Origin of the sequence: Sinorhizobium fredii USDA 257 (assembly GCF_000265205.3) — a bacterium.
In the GTDB taxonomy this organism is placed as follows: domain Bacteria; phylum Pseudomonadota; class Alphaproteobacteria; order Rhizobiales; family Rhizobiaceae; genus Sinorhizobium; species Sinorhizobium fredii_B.
Genome location: NC_018000.1, coordinates 1,558,347 through 1,581,187 on the forward strand (window position 1 = coordinate 1,558,347; position 22,841 = coordinate 1,581,187).

The 22,841-nt window shown below is 63.1% G+C and carries 21 protein-coding genes and 1 riboswitch; of the genes, 9 read left to right on the plus strand and 12 right to left on the minus strand.

Going from position 1 to position 22,841, the window contains the following annotated elements:
• Positions 1–11 precede the first annotated feature (11 nt).
• The 10 genes from USDA257_RS07180 to USDA257_RS07225 all read right to left on the minus strand — a co-directional run bounded on the left by USDA257_RS07180 (position 12) and on the right by USDA257_RS07225 (position 10,504).
• Entirely contained in the window at positions 12–1,079 is a 1,068-nt protein-coding gene (locus USDA257_RS07180) for an L-idonate 5-dehydrogenase (protein ID WP_014762245.1), read from the minus strand.
• Positions 1,076–2,482, minus strand: a complete 1,407-nt coding sequence (locus USDA257_RS07185; RefSeq protein ID WP_014762246.1) for a TRAP transporter large permease — start codon at positions 2,480–2,482, stop codon at positions 1,076–1,078. Before USDA257_RS07185 ends, USDA257_RS07180 begins: the two co-directional genes overlap by 4 nt.
• Before the next feature lie 3 nt (positions 2,483–2,485).
• Positions 2,486–3,058 carry a TRAP transporter small permease gene (locus tag USDA257_RS07190; RefSeq protein WP_041415011.1) on the minus strand — a complete coding sequence of 191 codons (573 nt, stop codon included), beginning with the start codon at positions 3,056–3,058 and terminating at the stop codon, positions 2,486–2,488.
• A gap of 64 nt (positions 3,059–3,122) precedes the next feature.
• Entirely contained in the window at positions 3,123–4,097 is a 975-nt protein-coding gene (locus USDA257_RS07195) for a sialic acid TRAP transporter substrate-binding protein SiaP (protein WP_014762248.1), read from the minus strand.
• A 39-nt stretch (positions 4,098–4,136) separates the two neighbouring features.
• Positions 4,137–4,877: a FadR/GntR family transcriptional regulator gene (locus tag USDA257_RS07200; RefSeq protein WP_014762249.1), complete on the minus strand. Its 741-nt coding sequence runs from the start codon at positions 4,875–4,877 to the stop codon at positions 4,137–4,139.
• A 312-nt stretch (positions 4,878–5,189) separates the two neighbouring features.
• Positions 5,190–5,825 carry a 3,4-dihydroxy-2-butanone-4-phosphate synthase gene (ribB, locus tag USDA257_RS07205; protein WP_014762250.1) on the minus strand — a complete coding sequence of 212 codons (636 nt, stop codon included), beginning with the start codon at positions 5,823–5,825 and terminating at the stop codon, positions 5,190–5,192.
• A gap of 113 nt (positions 5,826–5,938) precedes the next feature.
• Positions 5,939–6,086: riboswitch (FMN riboswitch) on the minus strand.
• A gap of 60 nt (positions 6,087–6,146) precedes the next feature.
• Positions 6,147–6,935, minus strand: coding sequence for an SDR family oxidoreductase (locus USDA257_RS07210; RefSeq protein ID WP_014762251.1), 789 nt, complete (start codon positions 6,933–6,935; stop codon positions 6,147–6,149).
• A gap of 17 nt (positions 6,936–6,952) precedes the next feature.
• Positions 6,953–8,440, minus strand: coding sequence for a sugar ABC transporter ATP-binding protein (locus USDA257_RS07215; RefSeq protein ID WP_014762252.1), 1,488 nt, complete (start codon positions 8,438–8,440; stop codon positions 6,953–6,955).
• Positions 8,441–8,469: 29 nt separating this feature from the next.
• Positions 8,470–9,408 carry a substrate-binding domain-containing protein gene (locus tag USDA257_RS07220; RefSeq protein ID WP_014762253.1) on the minus strand — a complete coding sequence of 313 codons (939 nt, stop codon included), beginning with the start codon at positions 9,406–9,408 and terminating at the stop codon, positions 8,470–8,472.
• Between the two features lie 121 nt (positions 9,409–9,529).
• Positions 9,530–10,504, minus strand: a complete 975-nt coding sequence (locus tag USDA257_RS07225; RefSeq protein WP_014762254.1) for an ABC transporter permease — start codon at positions 10,502–10,504, stop codon at positions 9,530–9,532.
• Between the two features lie 197 nt (positions 10,505–10,701).
• Here USDA257_RS07225 and USDA257_RS07230 point away from each other — a divergent pair, with 197 nt between their 5' ends.
• The 5 genes from USDA257_RS07230 (at position 10,702) to USDA257_RS07250 (ending at position 15,836) form a co-directional block, all read left to right on the plus strand.
• On the plus strand, positions 10,702–11,511 hold the full coding sequence (locus USDA257_RS07230) for a transketolase (protein ID WP_014762255.1): 810 nt from the start codon (positions 10,702–10,704) through the stop codon (positions 11,509–11,511).
• Positions 11,511–12,479 (plus strand): transketolase family protein, encoded by a 969-nt coding sequence (locus USDA257_RS07235; protein WP_014762256.1) that lies wholly within the window; start codon positions 11,511–11,513, stop codon positions 12,477–12,479. The genes USDA257_RS07230 and USDA257_RS07235 overlap by 1 nt, the downstream gene beginning before the upstream one ends.
• 78 nt (positions 12,480–12,557) lie before the next feature.
• Positions 12,558–14,027 (plus strand): FGGY family carbohydrate kinase, encoded by a 1,470-nt coding sequence (locus USDA257_RS07240; RefSeq protein ID WP_014762257.1) that lies wholly within the window; start codon positions 12,558–12,560, stop codon positions 14,025–14,027.
• Between the two features lie 21 nt (positions 14,028–14,048).
• Entirely contained in the window at positions 14,049–14,999 is a 951-nt protein-coding gene (locus USDA257_RS07245) for a sugar-binding transcriptional regulator (protein WP_014762258.1), read from the plus strand.
• A 51-nt stretch (positions 15,000–15,050) separates the two neighbouring features.
• Positions 15,051–15,836, plus strand: coding sequence for an SDR family oxidoreductase (locus USDA257_RS07250; protein WP_014762259.1), 786 nt, complete (start codon positions 15,051–15,053; stop codon positions 15,834–15,836).
• A gap of 17 nt (positions 15,837–15,853) precedes the next feature.
• Here the strand turns inward: USDA257_RS07250 and USDA257_RS07255 are convergent, their stop codons facing one another.
• Positions 15,854–18,829: an NAD(P)-dependent oxidoreductase gene (locus USDA257_RS07255; RefSeq protein ID WP_014762260.1), complete on the minus strand. Its 2,976-nt coding sequence runs from the start codon at positions 18,827–18,829 to the stop codon at positions 15,854–15,856.
• Between the two features lie 305 nt (positions 18,830–19,134).
• Between USDA257_RS07255 and USDA257_RS07260 the strand changes: the two genes are divergently transcribed.
• The 4 genes from USDA257_RS07260 (at position 19,135) to USDA257_RS07275 (ending at position 21,918) form a co-directional block, all read left to right on the plus strand.
• Positions 19,135–19,545 carry a hypothetical protein gene (locus USDA257_RS07260; protein WP_014762261.1) on the plus strand — a complete coding sequence of 137 codons (411 nt, stop codon included), beginning with the start codon at positions 19,135–19,137 and terminating at the stop codon, positions 19,543–19,545.
• A 167-nt stretch (positions 19,546–19,712) separates the two neighbouring features.
• Positions 19,713–20,195: a VOC family protein gene (locus USDA257_RS07265; RefSeq protein ID WP_014762262.1), complete on the plus strand. Its 483-nt coding sequence runs from the start codon at positions 19,713–19,715 to the stop codon at positions 20,193–20,195.
• Positions 20,196–20,309: 114 nt separating this feature from the next.
• Complete coding sequence (locus tag USDA257_RS07270) at positions 20,310–21,227, plus strand: aldo/keto reductase (RefSeq protein WP_014762263.1); 918 nt, start codon at positions 20,310–20,312, stop codon at positions 21,225–21,227.
• Between the two features lie 31 nt (positions 21,228–21,258).
• Positions 21,259–21,918, plus strand: a complete 660-nt coding sequence (locus tag USDA257_RS07275) for a DUF6064 family protein (protein WP_014762264.1) — start codon at positions 21,259–21,261, stop codon at positions 21,916–21,918.
• A gap of 18 nt (positions 21,919–21,936) precedes the next feature.
• Here USDA257_RS07275 and USDA257_RS07280 read toward each other — a convergent pair whose 3' ends face one another.
• Positions 21,937–22,836, minus strand: coding sequence for a carbohydrate ABC transporter permease (locus USDA257_RS07280; protein WP_014331333.1), 900 nt, complete (start codon positions 22,834–22,836; stop codon positions 21,937–21,939).
• Between the last annotated feature and the right edge of the window lie 5 nt (positions 22,837–22,841).

Genomic DNA, 22,841 nt, shown 5'->3' on the forward strand with positions numbered 1-22,841 from the left:
ATCCCGCTCTCTTAGAACCAGGACAGAAAAGTCAGTTGCACCTTGCAGGCTGCCGTGCGGTCGCCGGCCTGCTCGAACGCCTGGACCGCCTGATCGACCGGGAACGCATGAGAAATGATCGGCCGGACATCGATTGTGCGGTCGGAGATGAGCGCGACGGCCTGAGCGAATTCATCGTGGAACCGCTGCGATCCGATCCACCGCAACTCCTTGCCGACAAGTGCATTGAGCGGCACGGTGATGTCGCCCGTGACCCCTACCTGCACGATCAGGCCGCGCGGCCGGACGGCAGCGATCGCCCCGCGCAGCGCCGGCTCGGCGGCGGAGCACTCGAAGACGACGTCGAACTGGCCCTTGTCGATCTCATATTCGGCCAGACCCACCGGCTCGCGGCCGACGTTGACTACCCGCGTCGCGCCCATGGCGCTTGCCCGCCCGAGCGCCGCATCGGCAAGGTCGGTGACGACGATCGCCTTCGCTCCCGCGTGGCGGGCGGCCGCGACGACGAGCGCACCGATCGGCCCGGCCCCGGTGACGAGCACCTGTTTGCCGGTGAGGTCACCCGCCTGCGCAACCGCGTGAAGGCAGACGGCCAGCGGTTCCGCGCAGGCCGCCTCGCCGGCACTGACAAGAATCCCCGCCGCAAAACACTGGCGGGCCGGGACGATAACCCAGTCACGGAACATGCCCTGCGTATGCGGCAAGCGCATCGCGCTGCCCATAAACTGCATGTTCAGGCAATGGATTGTCAGTCCTTCCTGGCAATAGCGGCAGGTGCCGCAGGGCTGGCTCGGATTGACCGCTACCAGCTCGCCGATCGTGAGCCCGGAGACGCCAGCCCCGAGCGCTGCGACACGGCCCGCTGCTTCATGACCGGGGATGATCGGCTCGCGCACCCGGACGGGACCGAAGCCGCCGTCCTGATAATAGTGCAGATCGGAGCCGCAAATGCCGCCGGTCGCCATCTTCAAGAGGACCTCGCCTTCCCCGGGTTCGGCGACCTCCGTGACCTCCATTCGCAGGTCGCGCCGGCCGTAGAGCCGGGCGACACGCGCCTGCCTGATTGCTCCCGCCATCATCGGATCAGCCCGACTGCACCAGGTAGCCACAGCGTGACCGCCGGGACGAAGGTGATCAGGATGAGTGCGATGAACAGCGGCAGGAGCCAGGGCAGGATCGCCATGGTCGTCCGCTCGACCGAAAGCTTGGCCACCCGCGACAGCACGAAAAGCACCATGCCGAGCGGCGGGTGAAGCAGGCCAATCATCAGGTTGAGGGTCATGATCAGACCGAAATGCACCGGATCGATGCCGAATTGAGCCGTCAAGGGCAAGAGGATCGGCACGAGGATGGTGATCGCCGCGATCGTGTCCAGGAAGCAGCCGACGAACAGCATCAAGAGGTTCACCAGGATCAGGAACACCCACTTGTTGTCGGTGATGGTCAGGATCGCACCCGAGAGCAACTGGGCCGCCTGGCTGACGGTGAGCAGCCAGGCAAAGATCGAGGCGGCGGTGACGATGAACAGCACGGATGCGGTCGTCTCGATCGTGTCGAAGGTCGCCCGGGCAAGCGTCGACATCGTCATCGTCCGGTAGCGAACCAGACCGAGGAACAGCGACCAGAGAACGGCGGCCACGGCCGCTTCCGTCGGCGTGAACCAGCCCATCGTCATGCCGCCGATCAGGATGACCGGGGTCATCAGCGCCATGACCGCGGAGAAATCGAAGTACCAATCAAGCGCGAGGAGCGCGAGAAGGGCGAGGCCGACGGCGACGTTCAACGAGAGGCCGGCCGACATCAGGAGGTAGATGACGACAGGCACCGCAAGCACGACGACCACTTCGAGCGAAGCCGACAGCAGACGCTTGATCTCGAAAGGCGTGTCCGAACCCCATCCTCGTTTGTAGGCAAAGACCGCCACCGTCAGCATCATCAGCACGGTCATCACCACGCCGGGCACGATGCCGGCCATGAACAGCGCGCCGATCGAGACGTTCGCCATCATGCCGTAGATGACGAAGGGCAGCGACGGCGGAAAGATCGGGCCGAGCGTCGCCGACGCGGCGGTGACCCCGACGGCGGTTTCCACCGGATAGCCGTGATCTTTCATCGCCTTGATCTCGATCGTACCGATGCCGGCGGCATCGGCAAGCGCCGTGCCCGACATGCCGGAAAAGATCACCGAGCCGATGATGTTGACCTGCGCCAGCCCACCCTTCATCCAGCCGACGAGCGCAACGGCGAAGGAATAGATGCGGCCGGTGACGCCGGCTGAATTCATCAGGTTGCCGGCCAGGATGAAGAACGGCACCGCCAAGAGCGGAAAGCTCTCGACGCCGGCGATCATCCGCTGTGCCGCGATGATGTCGGGCGCGACATTGTAAAAGACCAGATAGAGCACCGACGCCACGGCCATGGAGATGGCGACGGGCACACCGACCACCATCAGCACGAGAAACGAACCAACGAGCAGGAGCATGGATCAGCCCTCGACCTTCTGGAATTCCTCGGGCTTTTCGAGAACCGAATAGCCGCGGCGTTGATTGGCGACGAAGACCTGGATCGAGCGGACCAGCATCATCACGAAGCCGGCCATCACGCTGTAGAAGACGATGTTGCGCGGCAGATCGACCGTCACCATGCGTTCATGGGCGACGATCGACACGTAGCGCCACATCAGCCAGCAGCCATAGGCAAAGAAGCCTATGCGCACGAGATCGACGAAGATCGCCATCGCCCGCGCCACCGGCCCCGGTAAATAGTGATAGAGCACGTCGACCTGGATGTGCCGCGAGACGCGCACGCACATGACGGAGCCCAGGAACACGACGCCGATCAGGCAATTGGTAGCGATCTCCTCCGTCCAGGCGTAGGAATCATTGAGCACGTAACGGGTGAAGAATTGCAGGAACACGCACCCCGTCATTATCCAGAAGATGGCGAGCGTCACCCAATCCTCGAAGGCATAGCTCGAAATATCCGCGGCGGGCGGGGCCTCGTCGAAGGAATGGGCAATTTCCTCCGGCGTCACTTGCAAGTGGACTTCCTGGGACATGGCGATCATCCGGCAAAGGGTTGGCGGATAGCCGGCCGCATGGCGTGCGGCCGGCATCTAGGATTCACTTGACGGCGCGGATGGCCTCCCAGTCTTCCTTCTTGTAGCCGAAGTCCTCCAGCGCCACCTTCTCCATCACTGTCGACTCGAAATCAGCCTTGTCGACTTCGCTCACGTCGATGCCGCGCTCCTTGAAGGTCTTGACGAGAGCGTTCTCACGCTCCTCGATGATCTTGGTGCCGCGCTCGGCAGCCTCCTGCATCACCTCTGTGAAAATCTGCTTGTCGGCATCGGAGAGCTGCGACCACAGCGACTTCGAGACGACCGTGTTCAGGTGATCGACAATGTGGCCGGTCAGGACGATATGCTTCTGCACTTCGAAGAACTTCTTCGCCTCGATCGTCGTCAGCGGATTTTCCTGGGCTTCGACCGTGCCATTCTGCAAGGCCAGATAGACCTCGGCGAACGCGATCGGCGTCGTATTGGCGCCGCAGGCCCGCGGCATGGCGAGATAGGCCGGGACATCGGGCACGCGCATCTTCAGGCCCTGCATGTCGGCGCATTTGGCGATCGGCCGGTTCGATGTGGTCTGGCGCGTGCCGTAATAGGTGACCGCGGTGATGTGGTTGCCGGAGGCCTCCTCGTATCCCGCCGCCAGGCGCTTGAAGACATCGCTCTTGGTATAGGCGATCAGATGGGCGGGGTCGCGGAACGTATAGGGGAAATAGGTGACGCCGATCGGCGCATATTCGCGCGCCGCGAAACTCGAACCGGAAATGATGATATCGACCGTGCCGAGCTTCAAACCCTGGTTCAGATCCGCTTCCTTGCCGAGCTGCGAGGCCGGATAGACATCGACCTTGTAACGTCCCTCGGTGCGCTTGCCGATCTCCTCGGCGGCCCAGACGGATTCGGTATGGAACGGCTCCGAGGTCTCGTAGACATGCGCCCACTTGAGCACGGTCTGGGCCTGTGCGGCGAGGGCCGAACCCAGGATGGCGGCGGTTGCGCCGAATAGCGTTAACAGTCTGGCCTTCATCTTCTTTCTCCTCCCAAAGTGAAATCAATGCATGCTTTACTAATTTTCGGCACGCCTCCATGCGGCCGGTATCGTGCTGTCGGACGACTCCTCCCCGAAGCTGGCCGACAGGCGAAGCTGAGATTGATCGAGATGCGCGCGCATCGCGGCCCGTGCGGCAGCCGGATCGCCCGCGGCAATCGCGTCGCGGATGGCGCGATGCTCTTCCATCGCGGCCCGCCAGGTCCCGGTGTTCTCGAAATAGCTGGCGAGCTTCTCGAAATAGGGCGTCATGCGCATGTCGTGGATGCTGCCGACGAAGCGGTTCAGCGTCTGATTGGCGATGATGCTCGAGACGATGACATGGAACTCGCGATCGATGGCGAGCGCCTGGCGCCGATCTTCGAGCGCGGCGGCCATCCGCGCGAGGTTGTCGTCGAGGACTTCGATATGTTCGGCGCGCGCCAGCCGGGCCGCCTCCTCGGCGATTGCGCATTCGACCACGGCCCGGGCCCTCAGCAATTCGAACGGACCCTCGAAATCCTCCGGCGGCACATCGGCCGAGAGGGCATGCCGCGCCGTGACATAGATGCCCGACCCCATGCGGATATCGATGAAGCCTTCGACCTCGAGCACGATCAGTGCTTCCCGAACGGTCGGGCGGGACACCCCCAGCTTCTGCGCAAGCTCCCGCTCAGCCGGAAGCCGGGAACCAGGCGCCAGTTCACCCCGTTCGATCAGGCCTCGCATCTGGTCCGCCACCTGCCGATACAGGCGGCGCGATTCCACGGCAGAGAACATCGCATCCTCGCTGCAGGCCACACGGCAGGTTCGCGGCTGGTGGCCAAGTGGTCATACCAATTGGCATAGAATACGCGCGGCGTTTCTAAAGTCAATTGTTGTTGTTGTTGTTCAAAACAACGGGGTTCGGCTCACTGCAGCGAAAAGGGCATCACCACGATTCCTGCCACTCCGGCGGGCATATGTGAGCTCGTTCCGCCAGATCGGCAAGCCGCGCGTGAGCCCGCGCCGCCGCTTGGCGGAGGATCCTTTGAACCGGAGGATGTGGAGGTGGACGGGTGCGATCGCCTCCAAGGTGAACGCTGACCCGGATTACGCAGCCTGCGCCGCGTCAGCTGGCTGCTGGCCTCCAATATAGGCGATCAGGTCCCTGATGGTGATCAAGGGAAGCCGGTGCGTTTCAGCGAACAGGACGAGCTCGGGAAGCCGAGCCATCGTTCCATCGTCGTTGGCAACTTCGCAAATGACGCCCGATGGGGACCTGCCGGCGAGGCGTGCTAGGTCCACTGCGGCCTCCGTATGCCCCGGCCGGCCGCGCACACCCCTGGGATGCGCCCGCAACGGGAAGATATGCCCAGGCCGGGCGAAATCCGCCGGACGCGCAGCGGGATTCATGAGGGCTTGAACCGTCGCGGCCCGATCGGCTGCGGAAATCCCGGTGGTGGTTCCGGGCAGATAATCAACGGAGACTGTGAATGCAGTTTTATGCAGCTCGGTGTTTTGCGGAACCATGAGGGGAATTTCGAGCGCTTCAAGACGCTCTCCTTCCATCGCAACGCAGATCAACCCACGGGCGTGCTTCATCATGAAAGCGATCGTTCCAGCCGTTACCGCGTCCGATGCCACGATGATGTCGCCTTCATTCTCCCGGTCCTCGTCATCGACGACGACGATTATGCCGCCGCGCGCCAGTGCCGCGATTGCGTCTTCAATTCTCGAGATTGCCATTCCATTTGCCTTTCAAGGGTAGCCAGCATTGGCGTTAAACCGCGGCGTTTCAGCCGCTATTCATCCCTTGGGCGAACAAGCCCGCGCCGCCCGGTAAGGAGCGGTTTTGCAGGCATTGTCCTCTTCCATCCGGACTGTAACCGTCGGCCCCGGCCTCTCACCGGGTCTGCTGACCCTCCACTATCTGTGGAAGCGCTCGCGGGCTCCCGGATCGCTCCGGATACCGCCGGTGGGGATTTTCACCCCGCCCTGAGAACAAACGTAGATAAGGAATTCCTGCGGTAAAAAGCAAGAGGCCGGCTCCGGCCGGCCTCGCGATATTTACCAGCAGCAGAAGCCACCATCGACCAGAAGGTCGACGCCGGTAACGAACGTCGCCGCATCCGAAAGAAGAAAAACGGCGGGCCCGACCATCTCGTCGACCGTCGCCATGCGCCGCATCGGCGTCTGCTCCTCGAAGAGCTTGGTCTGATGCACCATTTCCGGCCGCGTGTTCATCGGCGTGGCCGTGTAGCCGGGGCTGATCGTGTTCACGCGGATGCCGCGGCCCACCCATTCCATCGCCATCGATTTCGTCATATGGATGACGCCGGCCTTTGAGGCGTTGTAGTGGCATTGGTTCAGGCCACGGTTGACGATTACGCCGGACATCGAGGCGATGTTGACGATCGACCCGCGGCCGTTCTTCAGCATCGCCCTGGCTTCCGCCTGGCAGGACAGGAAAACGCCTTTCAAGTTGACGTCCATCATCGTCTGGAATTGGCTTTCCTCCATTTCCTCAGCCGGATTGGCATTGGCGATGCCGGCAGCGTTGACGGCGAGAGTGAGCGCGCCCAGTTCGACTTCCGTGCGGGCGACCGCCTCGTTGAGCGCCGCACCACTGGTCACGTCGGCGGCGATCTGGATGCTGCGGCGCCCCGTGCTGGCGATGAATTCCGCCGTCTTCGCGAGCCCATCGTCGGTGCGGCGATCGAGCAGAGCAACCTCCGCCCCTAACTGCGCCAGCCCCATAGCGATGCGTTGGCCGATGCCGCTGCCAGCGCCCGTCACGAGGGCGACGTTTCCGGAGAGATCGAATAGCTTGGGCGCGTTGAGCGTGATTTCGGACATGATGACCTATTCCTCGTTTAGATGGTTGCCAGTTCCATGACCGAGACGTCGTTTGCCTCCTTGCGGTCGAGGATACCGGTCTGTCTGCCCTGTGCCATGACCATGATTCGATTTGAGACCCCGAGAACCTCTTCGAGATCGGAACTGACGATGATCACCGCGACGCCCTGCTGGGCGAGATCCATGACGAGATCGTAGATCGACGATCGAGCGCCGACGTCGATGCCGCGCGTCGGTTCGTCGAGCACCACGACCTGCGGCTTGCGCGCCAGCCATTTGGCGAGCACCACTTTCTGCTGGTTGCCGCCGGAAAGCTCGCCCGCGTTCTGGTGACCGCGGCCTTTCACGCCGAACTTCCTGATGTACTCGTCGGCGAACTGGTGGAGACGGCGCGAGGAAATCCAGCCCTTGCGAGCGATTTCTCCGAAGTTGGCGTAGCCAATGTTCTCCGCGATCGAATGATCGAGCACCACGCCCTGAAGCTTGCGGTCCTCCGGCACGAGAACGATCCCATTGCGGATCGCGTCGATGGGCGAGCGGGGCGTGACGGCCTTGCCATGCAGGAGAACCTCGCCACCGGAAATCGGATCGGCGCCGGTCAAGGCGCGTACGAGTTCGGTGCGGCCGGCGCCCATGAGGCCGGCGATGCCGAACACTTCGCCCTTGCGGACTGAAAAGCTGATATTCCGGAATGCATTCGTCGGCGAGGTGAGGTTGCGCACGTCAAGCGTCACCTCTTCCTGAGGCGCCGGCAGGGCGGGGAACATGCGCTCGAGCGAACGCCCGACCATTGCCTCGACGATGGTGCGGATTGGCACATCGCCGCTGTCGAATTCCTTCACCTTGGCACCGTCACGCATCACCACGATGCGATCGGCGATCTGGCGGATTTCCTCCAGCCTGTGCGATATGTAGACGAGGCCCACACCTTCCGACTTCAGCCGTGCGATCTGCTGGAAGAGGAGTTGGGTTTCTTCGCCGCCCAGCGCGGCGGTCGGCTCGTCCAGGATCAAAAGGCGGGCATTGAGCGTCAACGCCTTGGCAATTTCGATGAGTTGCTGCTTGCCGGTCGAAAGGCCCTCGACGAGGCGGTCCGGCGAGATATCGAGACCGAGCCGCTTGAGTCCGCTGCGCGCCCGTTCCTCCATGGCCCTGCGGTCGACCCGACCCGCCTTCATCGGATAGCGGCCTACGAAAACGTTCTCCGCGATGGACAGCTTCGGGAGCAGTTTCAGCTCCTGATGGATCATCCCGACCCCCTCGTCCATCGCAGCACGGGGATTGGCGGGAGCATAGGCTGCCCCAAGCCAGGACATTTCACCGGCGGACGGCTGCACGGTGCCGGAAATAATGTTCGACAGGGTCGACTTTCCGGCACCGTTTTCACCGAGTAGCGCCACGACCTCTCCCGGATAAATGTCGAGGTCGACACCGTGCAGGACCTCGATCGGACCGTAGGACTTCTGGATTCCACGGAGCGACAGGATAGGAGAGCGGGTTGTCATGGCGCTTCAGCCTTTCGTATCGAGACAGGTTACGGGTGACTCTTCACGAATTCCGGAGCGTTCTCGCAGGTCGTCAGCACGGCATTTGGGGTCTGTCGCTCTTCCACCTTCTGGCCGGCGGCCACGGCAAGCGCGGATTCAACGGCAAGAACGCCCATCCTCTGCGTGCTCTGCGTGGCAGTGGCGATGAACGGACCCTTGCACTTGGCAAGATATTCGAGAGCAGAGACGTCGCCGTCATAGCCGCCGATGATGACCTTGTCGGAGAGATTGGCAACGTCCACGGCTTTGGCCGCACCCATCGCCAGGCCGTCCGCCTGGCCGAAGATGATCTTGATGTCGGGGTTTGCCTGCAGCATGTTCTGCGCGATCGAGAAGCCCTCGTCGGCCGACCACATGTTGCTCCACTGCTGGGAGACGAGTTCCACGCTCGGATTCTCATCGATGGCGCGCTTGCAGCCCGTAAAGCGGTCGACTTCCGGCGTCGTGCCCTTCTGGCCGTGAATGATCGCCATCTTGCCCGATCCGCCAGCCTTTTCGATGATGTGCTTGCAGACGGCATAGGCGGAATCAACGCTCTCGCCGGCGATGAAGGTATCGCCCGGCGCACCCTCCGGAACGCGGTCGACATTGATCACGGGGATGCCAGCTTCACGGGCAAGGCGGGTCGGCACGGCAGCAGCGGCCGCACCGGCCGGAATGTAGATGAACGCGTTGATGTCCTGCGTCATCAGGTCCTGCACCTGGCTGACTTGCGTGGCCGTGTCGTTCTTCGCATCGACCACGACGACGTCGATGCCCTTTTCCTTCGCGTATTTCTCGACGCCGAGCTTGATCTGGTTGAAGAAGTCCGCCTGAAGGTTCGGAACGGCGAGGCCGATCTTCTTGACCTCCGCGGCAGATGCACCGAGCGGGGACATCAGGACCGCAGCGGTGGTTACCGCCAGCAGCAGTTTGGTCAATGTCATGGTTTCTCCTCCTTTGGTGGATTTCCCGGCTTTGCAGGAGGCCACCTCCCTTTTGCCGGCCCGCACCATTGCGGACCGTTTTCACTGCCCCGCCTTCGCCTTCGCGAACGGGGCGAACAGACTATTTCCGCTTGCGATAGGTCTCGGCGGTGACCGCCAGGACGATGACGCCGCCGATGATCACCTGCTGCATGAACGGGGATACGCTCAGCAGGTTGAGTCCGTTGCGCAGAATGCCGATGATGAGCACGCCAATGATGGTGCCGCCGATTCCGCCCGTGCCGCCGGACAGCGACGTGCCGCCGATGACGACCGCGGCGATGGCGTCGAGCTCGTAAGAGACGCCGGATGAGGGCTGGACCGAGTCCAGGCGCGCCGCCAGAACCATGCCGGACAGCCCCGCCAGGAAGCTGCACACAACGTAGACAAGCACGGTCGCCCGCTGGACGTTGATGCCGGCAAGCCGCGCCACTTCGGCATTGCCGCCGATGGCGTAGAGGGTGCGCCCGCCGTGGCGATAGCGTTGGTAGAGCAAGCCGACAACGAAGACCACCAGCATCACCGCCACCGTCAGCGTCAGGAAGCCGCCGAAGCGCACGATGGCCATCGTGTTGAACCAGGCCGGAAAACCGATGATCTGCTGGCCGTCGGTGATCATGTTTGCAAGGCCGCGGGCAATCGACATTATGGCAAGCGTCGCGATGAAGGCGGGCACGTTGAAGCGCGTAATGAGAACGCCCGCGACCAGGCCGTTCAGCGAAGCGGCCAGCAGAGCGAGCGGAATGGCCAGCCACATCGGCACGCCGGCAACGACGTTCAGATAGCCGAGGACCATCATCGCAAGCGCCATGACCGAACCGACGGCAAGGTCAATGCCGCCGATCAGGATGACCAAGGTCATGCCAACGGCCATGATGCCCAATACGGTGATCTGATCGAGCACGTTGAGGAAGTTTCTGATCGAAAGGAACTTGTCGCTCGCGAAGGTGAGAAACAGACACAGGACGATGAGACCGATCAGCGGACCCGTGGCCCCTCTCATCGAGGCAAACATCCCGCCTGCGAACCCTTGTCTTTGCGTCGCTGTCGCAAGCATGGCGCCCTCCTCTCCTACTTCGGCCTCCTCAAATCAGCTTAAGCATAAATATTCATGGCCGTCTGTAAATGCGTACACGATTGAAACGTGTTGTGTCAATATTGTTTCGCTGTCGCAAATCGCGTTTTCCCGCTTGACACGCCGCCATAGCGTGTAAATATATATATCTCTGTATATTTATTCACTACGAGGAATTCATGCAGCCGAACGATCTCGACCGCATCGCTCGACAGATCCGACTTCGCGATCTGCAGGCGGTTTTCGAAGCCGGCGCTGGCCATATCGGCGGGGAAATGTCCGCCATCGACATTCTGACGGCGCTCTATTTCCGCGTGCTGCGAATCTGGCCCGATGAGCCGAAGCATCCGGACCGTGACCGTTTCGTGCTGTCGAAAGGCCATGTGGCGCTGGCGCTCTATGTGACGCTCGCCAAGCGCGGCTTTCTGCCCGAGGAAGAGATCAGCACGTTTCTGAAGCCGCATTCGCGACTGAATGGACATCCGAACTGCAACAAGGTTCCGGGCGTCGAGACCAATACCGGGCCGCTTGGCCACGGACTGCCAGTCGCGGTTGGCATGGCGAAGGCCGCCAAGCTAACCGACGCCAAGTACCGCACCTATGTCATGACCGGCGACGGCGAGATGCAGGAAGGATCGAACTGGGAGGCCATCGCCGCAGCGGCCCAGTTCGGCCTCGACAATCTGACGCTGATCATCGATCACAACCGCTTTCAGCAGGGCGCCACGCTGAAGGACACCAACGACCTCGCCCCCTTCCCCGCCAAGCTCAAAGCCTTCGGCTGGGATGTCACCGAGATCAACGGCAACGCCATGGATGAGATCGTTCCGGCGCTGGAATCGCGCAGCAACCGCCCGCACTGCATTGTCGCTCACACAAACAAGGGCCACGGCATTTCCTTCATGCAGGACAAGGTCGACTGGCACCACAAGGTGCCCAACGCCGAACAATACGAGATGGCCGTCGCTGAGCTTTCGGAGGTCCTGTGATGAAAGACGTGATGAGCTCTCCCAAGCTGCACGACTGCCGCGATGCCTTCGTTGCCGTGCTGGAACGCCTTGGCGCCGACGATTCCAGGATCGTGGCCGTCTGCAACGACTCCGTCGGCTCCTCCAAGCTCGGAGGGTTCAAGTCCAAGTGGCCGGAGCGACTGGTCAATGTCGGCATCGCCGAACAGAACATGGTGGGCGTCGGCGCCGGCCTTGCCAATGGCGGGCTCCTGCCCTTCGTCTGCGGCGCCTCCTGTTTCCTGACCGGCCGGTCGCTGGAGCAGATCAAGGCCGACATCGCCTATTCCAACGCCAATGTGAAGCTGATCGGTATTTCCTCCGGCATGGCATATGGCGAGCTTGGCCCCACGCACCATTCCATCGAGGATTTCGCCTGGACGCGCGTGCTGCCGAACCTGCCGGTGATCGCACCCTGCGACGCGATCGAAACGGCCGCGGCCGTCGAATGGGCTGCCCACTACGACGGGCCGGTGTTCCTCCGTCTGTCGCGGGTCGGGGTTCCGGACGTGCTGCCGGCCGGACACAGGTTCGAACTGGGCAAGGCCAACCGGCTGCGCGACGGCGACGCGATCACCCTCGTCGCCAACGGCACGCTGACCCACCGCATGCTGAAAGCGGCCAACCTCTTGGCGGAGCAAGGGATCGAGGCGCGTGTGCTGAACATGGCGACGGTCCGCCCGATCGACGTCGAGGCGGTGGTGGCCGCTGCCCGCGAAACCGGCGCCATCCTGACGGCGGAAGAACATTCCATCATCGGCGGCCTCGGTTCGGCCATTGCCGAATTCGTAGTGGCCGAAGCGCCCGTGCCGATGAAGATCCTCGGCGTTCCGGGCATCTTCGCCCCCACCGGCTCGGCCGAGTTCCTGCTCGACGAATTCGGCATGTCCCCCGCCGCCATTGCCGAAGCGGCCGTGGCGCTGATCGCACGGAAGTCTTCACGCGTCTGATATTGCGCGTTTAGAGTTCGTGCCGGGCGCGGCAAAGCCTCCCTGTCGCCGCGCCCCACCATTTCTTCCGGAGCCGCCATGACGACCGCCATTCTCGCCATCGACCAGGGCACAACGAATTCAAAGGCCGTGCTCGTTTCGACGAGCGGAGAAATCCTGTCGCGCGGTTCGTCTTCGGTCGGCATCGAGCACCCGCAGCCCGGCTGGGTGGAGCAGAGCCCGCTGCGCATATGGGAATCGGTGCAGGAGGCGATTGCCGCCTGTCTGCAGGCCGGGCCCGCCGTCGACGTCCTGGGCATCGCGATTTCCAACCAGCGCGAGTCGGTCACCGTTTGGGATGCCGCAACGGGCAAGCCGCTCGGCCCGGTGGTGAGCTGGCAATGCCGCCGCAGCGCGCCGGTCTGCGCCGAACTGATCGCGGCGGGCCACGCCGCCCGCGTCCAGGCGCTCACCGGCCTCCCCATCGACCCGATGTTCCCCGGCCCCAAGATGAAATGGCTGCTCGATCGCGTCCCCGCCGGACACGACGTCCGGTTGGGTACGATCGACGCCTGGCTGATCCATTGCTTCACGGATGGCGCGGTGCATGCCTGCGACGCCGCCAATGCCGCCCGCAGCCAGCTTTACGATCTCAACCGCCAGGCGTGGAGCGACGAGCTCTGCGACCTGTTCGGCGTGCCGAAATCCACCCTGCCGGAGGTGCGGGACAGTGCGTCCCGCTTCGGCGTGACCAGAAATGTGCCCGGGCTCCCGGACGGTATTCCGATCGCCTCGGCTATCGGCGACAGCCATGCAGCGCTCTTCGGGCACGGTGCCTTCAATCCCGGCGACGGCAAGGTGACCTTCGGAACCGGCTCGTCGATCATGACGACGCTGCCCCGCTTCGTCGCGCCGCACCAGGGCATCACTACGACAATCGCCTGGTCGATCGGCGGCCAGCCGACCTATGCCTTCGAAGGCAATATCCTCGTCTCGGCCGCAGCTCTGCCATGGATGGTCGAGATGCTCGGCCTGCCGGATGTGCAAGCCCTGACCGATCTTGCCGCAACGGCTGAGCCCGGCGGCCCCGGCTTCGTGCCGGCCTTCGTGGGCCTCGGCGCACCCTATTGGCAGGCGGATGCACGGGCGCTGTTCTCCGGCATCACCTTCAACACGACCCGCGCCCAGATGGCCCGCGCTGTGACGGATTCGATGGCCTTTCAGGTCCATGATGTCTTCAAGGTCATCTCGGCGCAGTCGCCGACGCCGCTCGGTCACCTCTATGCGGATGGCGGGCCGAGCAAGAACACCTTCCTGATGCAGTGCGTGGCCGATACTCTGAACCAGGTCATTACCCAGTGCGACGCGCCCGAGGCCTCCGCCCTCGGCGCGGCCTATCTGGCGGGTCTTTCATTGGACGTCTGGCCCGATCTTGCCGCCATTGCCGCGCTGCCGCGCGCCGGCAATGCCCTTGTTCCGCGTGCTTGCGACGCCACGGAAAGGCTTCTGGTCTGGCAGGACGCAATCTACCGCTCGACCCTTTCGGCGCCTTCAACTATGAGTGAATAAAAATTCACCCTGGAGGACCCAATGGGACGGCTCAACGAGCTGCGACTGATCGCCCGAGTTGCGCAGATGTATCATGTCGAAGGCAAACGGCAGGCAGACATTGCCGAGATCATGCACATGTCGCAGGCGACCGTTTCGCGCATGCTGAAGCGGGCCGAGCAGGAAGATATCGTCCGCACCACCGTCATTCCGCCGCCCGGCACTTTCGCCGAACTTGAAACCGCGCTGCGTGACCGATACGGCCTGACCGAGGCGATCGTCATCGACTGTTCCGAGGACCGCGACGGCGCAATCATGGCGCGAATCGGCGAGGCAGCCGCCCATTTCGTCGAAGTTACCCTGCAGCAGGACGAGATCATCGGCGTCTCGAGCTGGAGCCAGACAATCCTGCGCATGGTGGACAACATCCACCCGCTGAAGAACGCCAAAGCCAAATACATCGTGCAAATCCTGGGCGGCATGGGGGACGCGTCGGTCCAGACTCACGCCACGCAGCTGACGGCGCGTCTTGCGAGACTGACCGGCGGCGAGCCGCGGCTGCTGCTCGTTCAGGGCATCACCTCCTCGCGCGAGGCAAAACTCGTCATGCTGGCCGACCCGGTCGTGCGCGAGACGATGGACCTATTCGGCCGCCTCAGCCTTGCGATCGTCGGCATCGGTGCGGTGGAGCCGTCCGAACTCCTCGCCCGCTCCGGCAACGTCTTCTCCCGTCAGGAACTGGCCATGCTGAACGAGGCCGGCGCCGTCGGCGAAATTTCCTTCCGCTTTTACGACAAGGATGGAAAGCCGGTTGAAACGCCGCTCAACGAGCGGGTAATCGGCATTTCGCTCGAAGATCTCAGGAAAGCCGACCGCGTCATGGCATTGGCGGGCGGCGAATCGAAAACCAAGGCCATCGCAGGCGCCCTGAAACTGGGCGTGGTCGATGTGCTCGTCACCGACAAGTTCACCGCAGCAAGGCTGACGGCCTGATCTTACCCGAGATCAGCCATTGGCCTGCTCGCGCATTATGGAGAAAAGACCATGAGACGTTTTGCAGGCCAGACGATTTTCGTCACCGGCGGTAACAAGGGAATCGGCCGCGGCATCGCCAAGCGCTTTGCCGATGAAGGCGCCAAGGTCGCGATCGCCGCGATCGAGAACGACACGCCGGCGGCCGCCGAGGCGCTCGCGCAGGAAACCGGCGCAGACGTGATCGGCCTCGTGCTGGACGTGACCGACGCCAAGGCCGTGCAGGACGCCTACGGCGCGGCCGAGTCGAATCTCGGCCCCATCGCCGTTTCGGTGCAGAATGCCGGCGTCATCACCATCACCAAGGTCGAAGACCTCACCGAGCGCGAATGGGACCTGAACCTCGACGTCAACACCAAGGGCGTGTTCCTGTGCTGCCAGGAGGCGATCCGCCGCTTCCGCGCCAGCGGCACGAAGGGCCGCCTGATCAACACCGCCTCCGGCCAGGCCCGCCAGGGTTTCATCTACACCCCGCACTACGCCGCCTCGAAGTTTGGCGTCGTCGGTCTGACGCAAAGCCTTGCCAAAGAACTCGCCCGCGAAGGCATCACCGCCAACGCGATATGCCCCGGCATCATCCACACCGAGATGTGGGACTATAATGACCGGGTCTGGGGCGAAATGCTCGGCGAATACGGCCCGGGCGAACTTATGGCCGAATGGGTCCGCGGCATTCCGATGGGCAGGGCGGGAACGCCTGCCGAAGTCGGCGCCCTCGTCGCTTTCCTGGCGTCGGAAGATGCCGCTTACATTACCGGACAGACAATCAACGTCGATGGTGGATTGATCATGTCCTGAGCTTGGGTCAACAGGTCTCACGCCTCCGCCGGACCATAGAGGCCGAGTTGGTCGAGCAGCGCCCGCTGCCGGTCGGCACTTTCGACCAACAGGCCGGTGTAGCGATCGATGATCCGGCCGCGATGGTCCGGATCGGATACGGCGGAGAGCGCGCCGACGATCGCCGCGACCTTTTCCGAGGTTTGCCGCAGTTCCTTCAGGAGCTCCGCCTTGCCACCGACCTCGGTGACCGCCTGCTTCGTCACCCGGCCGATGCCGGCGGGCGTACGGCTGCCGGCCGACACGTAGCCCTCCGGCAGGTCACCCTTGAGATTGGTGACCGACTTGAAGCGGATGACGTCGAAGATCTGGTCGACCGCCTGCTTCGCACCGGTCACCCGCGAAGGATGGTCGGTGTCCGCGGCCGCATGCGGCAGCAGCTCCAGCTTGCCCTTGTGACGCTCTTCGAGCGGCAGGTAAGGCAGCATTGGTCCGCTGAGCCTGCCGGTCGCGGCGTCCTTGAAGAGGTCGGCGTCAATCGCCGCATGCACGATCTTGCCGGAGGTCAACGCCGCGTCGAGCGCGGGGGCATCGACGACCTCGCCCCGGTCGTAGTTGACCAGCACCGCGCCGTCGTTCATCGCGGCGAGCACCGTCCCATCGACGGTTCCGGCATTGGAATAGATACCGGTCGCCGCATCCAGGCGTCCAAGTCCGATATGGACGGAGAGCACGTCGGCGCCGCTCGCCGCTGCAACCGGATTGGCGGCATATTCGAAGCCTTCCGCCTCGATCCAGCGCTTGTGATGCTCGCGGGCGTAGACCGCCACCTTCATGCCGAAGGCCTTGGCAAGCTTGGCGACTTCCCGGCCGATATTGCCGTAGCCGAGAATGGCAATCTTTCGCCCCTCGAGCTTGGCGGTCGGAAAATCCTTGAGCTGACGGCCGGTGTCGAAGTCGCCGTCCACGACCATCCGGTGCAGCCTGTCGACCGGCAGGTCGGGAACGACCCTGAGGATCGCCTTCATCGCCATCTGGGCGGTCGCCCGGCTGTTGATGCCCGGCGTGTTCATCAGCGGCGCGTCGCCGCCCTCGCCATTGCCGCCACCCCAGGAGGCCGAGCCCATGTTGCCGGTGCCGGCGCCGATGCGCACGCCGCCGAGCGGGAATACGGCGGCCTTCGGGATGAAGGTCGCAGCCGCGATCAGCGCGTCGTACTGGCCCTTGTCGGTCTGCGGCAGGATCTCCGTTTCGGTGCTGAGATTCGGCTGGTAGAAGAAGTGGATGCGGCCCTTCTCGAGCGCCGACCGGTCGCCGAGCGGCGCGAGATGGAAGACGCCGCCCTTTTCCTCGATATAGGCCTTGATTTCGCTGTGATCCGGCTGGCCGTCGGTGCCGAAGCGCAGGCCGACCAGATCGGCGATCAGCACCGTATAGGCGCGCGCCGGATCGTCCTTGCGGACAGGCCCGTCCACCTTGGCCGGCGCCTCGAAAGTGACGCCGTTCTTCGCCAGTTCCTCTTCGAGAACGACGATCTTGGCGCGCAGATAGGCGTATTGCAGGTTCTCCAGCAGTGCGACGACATCTTCCGGCTCGCGAATGCCGCCGACCCAGGCGCGGTAGTCTCCGGGCGTTCCCGGGAAGGCATTGACGTAGCGGGCGGCATCTAGGCCGGGCTCATATTCCCCGTTCGGATGGGTAATGCCCTCATAGCCGAGCAACTGCTTCGAACGGGCGATGATGCGGGCGTGAATGTCGGGATCGGTGATGCCCTCGTCTTCGACCTTCAGCAGCGTCACCGCCGCGCCGCGCCGTTCGGCATCGGTGACGGTCAGCGACAGAAGCGGATGCGACCTGACCCACTCGTCGATCACCTTGCGATTGGCGGCAGAGCGGCGGTTGAGCTCGACGACAGAGCCGACCCGAGCCTCCGACTGCAAAAGGCCGAAGGTGGTCTCGGCAAAGGCGAGCGCGCTGTAGGTGTTGATGACGCCGCCGAGCATGCGGTCTTCGGCGGCATCATAGAATGGCCCGGCATCGACGGAGCGCCTGGCGGAAAGCGGCTGCCGGGGATCGATCGGCGGCGCAATCTTCAGCTGGCGCGGGATCGCCCAGGCAGGATCCTGCTGGTTCTTCTCGATCAGGGCCAGGGCATGCGGCGTGAAGGACGCGACAAAATACCCGGACACGCCGCCGATCGCCTTCTGGAACGGCATGAACAGGCAGCACTTCGCCATCACGGCTTCGACCAGTCCGGGCTCCCACGGCATCGCGCCGAGCATCGAGGTGGCATCGAACACCGCATGGCGGTTTGCCGGATCGCCGTCGAGCCAGTTCAAAAGCTCGCGGACCTCGGCGCTGGTATAGGCATTGGCCCCGGTCGTCTCGTGGCCGACACCGACGAAGATCGAAACGCCGAGGGCGGAGAGCTCGGCTGCCGTCGGGATCACGCCTTCGGAGCCGGCGAAATGGATGCGGCTCTCGCAGCCCTTTTCGGCAAAGCGCTGCATCTCGATCAGCTGGGTGGCCCAGGACTGGCGGAAGAAGCCGGCGGCTTTCGACGGATCGCTCTCTGGCTGCGGCGTATCGACATAGACGCGTTGGGAGGCGTCATTGGCGTTCATCAGGTGCTGGACGCAGACAGTGTAGCCGCTGTGGCCACCGCCGAGCCCCACTGCCATGCGGTTCGTCTTCGGAAAGCCGAAATAGCGATGGATCGCCCGCATCATGTCGGTGAGGATCTTATCTGCCGGATAGCCGCGGTGCATGCTGCGGGAGATCTCGGCGGTGGTGAAGCCGCCAATGTCGTTGCCCCTGTCGTCGAACTTGCGATAGGTCTTCTCGATCCAGGTGTCGAAGGCGATGCGCCGCAGGCGGCTGTCCACTTCGTCGGTGGTCGCATCGGTAATCGGGCCGACGCCAAAGAACGGGTTCGACGGCAGCCTCGGCGCGCCATCCCGGGTCAGTTGGAGTGCCGTCAGTCGCTGTTCCTGCATCTGCGCGATATTCGTCATGATCTGCCTTCTGTTTTCGAGGCGTGAGAATGCGCGGATAGTGGATCTAACACGTCAGAAAAAAGACCCCATATGCGTCGAACAGCACGCGGAATGCGTCATCGGCCCACGCCTGTGGTGAGGGATTGCTGCCGCGCCGGCGCTGGCAGCTCTCGAACGCGGGCACGATCCACGGCGGAGTGCAGCACGATGGCGCGGATTCCGCACGCAACCGGGCCGCCGGTCCATACAAAGGAACTCCAAAGGCCGGTCGCCGTTTTCCTCTCGGGGACCACCTCACGGGCCCAGAAATGGAGGATCAGCAAATGGCACAGGAAAAACCAATCGGCTCCGCTGTCCCGCGCGGCGTCGTCGATACCAAGACCGGCACGGTCGGCGCTCCCAATCAAAAGAGCATGGAAGAGGAAGTCCGGTGGCTTCGTGATCAGGTCGATGCGCTGAAAGACACGCTCGCCGATCTCGGCATTCCCTCCGGCAGGGCGGTCGCCAATACGGTCAGGGACACGGGCCGCAGGGCCGGAGAGATGGCAAGGGAGCATCCGGCCTGGACTGCCGTCGCCTTGGTTGGCCTCATCGGCTTGATCCTGGCAAGCACCAGCCGTCCGTCCTGGTACGCACGGCGCTCCTCGCGCATCGAGGACGTGATCTCCGACATCGAGGATCGTTTGAGCGAGTTGAAGGAGCGCTACTGGTCGAGTGGCTGGCGACCCTGGTAACAGGGCCGCTTCCGGGGATCGGGAAGGATCGACAATTCGCGAGCGCACGAGGCTAAAACAGCGACAGCCGCGGCTTGGCTTCCACGTGCTTTTTTTGAGCCAAGCTGTCGGTTTCCAGCAGGCCGGCACGTCTTCATGGCATTGGACATGTCAGAGGAGATTGTTCGATGCCCAGGATTGTTTCTCATCTCTGGTTCGCCAAGAACGCTCGCGAAGCGGTGGATTTCTATGTCTCGCTCATTCCGAATTCAGCCATTTCGGGCGAGACGAGCGTGCCCGCCGAGACGCCGAGTGGGCCTCCCGGCAGCGTCAAGGTGATCGAGTTCACCTTGGACGAGCAGAATTTCATCGCGCTGGAAGCCGGACCTCTCGATCCCTTCAACCACGCCTTCTCGATCCTGGTCGAGTGCGACAGTCAGGAGGAAATCGACCGCATCTGGAACGCCTTCCTCGCCCATGGCGGCGAGGCGGAGCAATGCGGCTGGCTGAAGGACCGCTGGGGTCTCTCCTGGCAGATCGCGCCGCGGGTTCTCGGCGAGATGATGTCCAGTCCCGATCGCGACCGAGCCAAACGCGCAACCGAAGCCATGCTCGGCATGGTGAAGCTCGACATTGCCGCGCTCGAGCACGCCTTTGGGGGAACGCATTGAGCTCCGTTTCTTGGGGTGCGTCGATTGGATCACGAATTCGTGGCTTCAGCGCCTCTGCAAGCAGGTTCATTATCCGCCCGATCACTCCCGCAAAGGCAATGAGGAGGGCGACCGATGGCGTTCACTCGGCGCGCGACCATTCAGGGGCTCGGTCTCGGCATATTGCTGCCGCTCGCGCCGCGGCTGGCCTTTGGCCAGTCGGCCGGCATCCTCACGAGGCCGATTCCGTCAACGAAGGAACCGATGCCGCTGGTCGGTCTCGGTACCTGGATCACCTTCAACGTCGGCGACGATCCGGTGCTTAAGGACGAATGCGCCGACGTGATCGCCGCCTTCTTCGAGGCCGGCGGTCGGATGATCGATTCCTCGCCTATGTACAGCTCTTCCCAGCCAACGATCGGCTACGGGCTTCGCAAGCTCGGCTATCCGAAGCACCTGTTTTCCGCAGAGAAGGTCTGGATATCGGATCCGGAACAGGGAGGCCCGCAGATCGAGGCGTCGCGCGCCTATTGGGGTGTCGACAAATTCGACCTCATGCAAGTCCACAACCTCGTGTCCTGGGAAGAACACCTGCCGGCTCTCATTGAAATGAGGGCCGCGGGAAAATTGCGCTATGTCGGCATTACGACATCGGAGGAGCGCAGACATCGCGAGATCGAAAGGATCATGGCAAGCCAGCCGATCGATTTCGTCCAGGCCACCTACAATATTCTCGACCGCAAGGTCGAGGACCGCATCCTGCCGCTGGCGCAGGAAAAAGGCATCGCCGTCATCGTCAACCGGCCGTTCCGGCAGGGCGAGCTGATCCGCCAACTCGAGGACGAGCCGTTGCCGGACTGGCTCGCCGAGACGGGCGCCCGCAACTGGGCGCAGTTCCTGCTTAAATTCATCATCTCCCATCCGGCGGTGACCTGCGCGATTCCGGCAACCACCCGCGTCGACCACGTACGCGAGAACCTCGAGGCCGCAAGCGGCAACCTGCCGGACGAGAAGATGCGCCGGCGCATGATCGACTATGTGGAAGCGCTGTGAGCAGCCTTCCGACTGACCGGGACGCTGGCTGATGTCGGAATGGGCGACCTACACGCTCTCCGACTTGCTGATGTTCTCGCCGCGCGTCTATTTCCGTCTTATCGAACGCTACAATCAGGACTTCTGGCCGCTGCAGCTTGTTTTCGTCGCCGGCGCATTTCTTGTCCTGGTATCGGCAGCGACGCGCGTGCCGCGCGCCCGTGTCGCGATCTTTCCGCTGCTCGCTGCAGCCTGGCTGTTCTGCGCCTGGCAGTTTCTCTGGCTGCGCTACGCGGCGATCCATTGGGGCATGTCCTACGCGGCAGCCGCATTCCTGTTACAGGCCGGATTGATGGCCCTGCAGCCCGGCGCGGCGGGACAGGCCGGCCCGCCCGTAAGCCGGCTGCGGCACCGCGGCGGCATCGGCGTCATGCTTTTTGGCTTGCTCGTCTATCCTTGCCTCGCCCTGTTGGCGGGGCGCTCCCTCGCCTCGGCCGAGACATTCGTGATGATGCCGGATCCGACGGCGACGACGACGCTCGGCACCGTGTTGGCGATCTCCAGTAAGCGGAGCTGGCTGCTTCTGCCGATCCCGCTTGTCTGGTGCGCCTTCAGCGGCCTGACCCTCCTTGCACTGGAGGATGCCGGTGCCTGGGCGCCATTCGCCGCCATCATCGCAACCCTCGTCCTCCTGCTGGCGGGACGGCGCTGACGATATTGGCGCGGTTGGTCACTCCTTGACCGCGCCCGTCATCGAGGAGACGTAGTAGTCAACGAAGAACGAATAGAGGATGACCACCGGCAGCGAGCCGAACAGCGCGCCGGCCATCAGCGCGCCCCATTCGAACACGTCGCCGCGCACCAGTTCCGTCAGCACACCGACAGGGACGGTTTTGTTCTCCGACGACTGGATGAATGTCAGCGCATAGATGAACTCATTCCAGGAAAGCGTGAAGGCGAAGATGCCGGCCGATATCAGTCCCGGCACGGCGAGCGGCAGGATGATCCGGACAAGAATCTGCCAGCGTGTCGCTCCGTCCACCAGCGCGCTTTCCTCCAGTTCGAACGGGATCGAGCGGAAATAGCCCATCAGCAGCCAGGTGCAGAACGGAATGAGGAAGGTCGGATAGGTAAAGATCAGCGCCAGCTTGGAATCGTAGATGCCGAACTTGAAGACGATGAAGGCGAGCGGGATGAACAGGATCGACGGCGGCACCAGATAGGCGAGGAAGATCATCAGCCCGACAGGCCGCGAGCCGGTGAAGCGCACCCGCTCGATCGCATAGGCCGCGAAGATCGACGCCCCCAGCGAAAGGATCGTCGAGCCGAGAGCGACGAGCATCGTGTTCCACAGCCAGCCCGGATAGGAGGTCTCGAAGAGCAGATATTTTATGTGATCGAGCGTCGGACCGACCACCCAGAAGGGGCTGTAATTGTTGTAGTCGGTGAGCTGCGAATTCGGCTTCACCGCCGTGATCGCCATCCAGTAGAACGGGAAGAGCAGCACGAAGACGAAGACCGCCATCGGCAGGTAGAGCGTGACGATCCGGCGCGGCAGGCGGTTGAGATAGCTCATGCCCTCGGCGGTATCGGTGAGGACCTCGTCTTGCATTTTCGTGGTCGTGTTCATCTTAT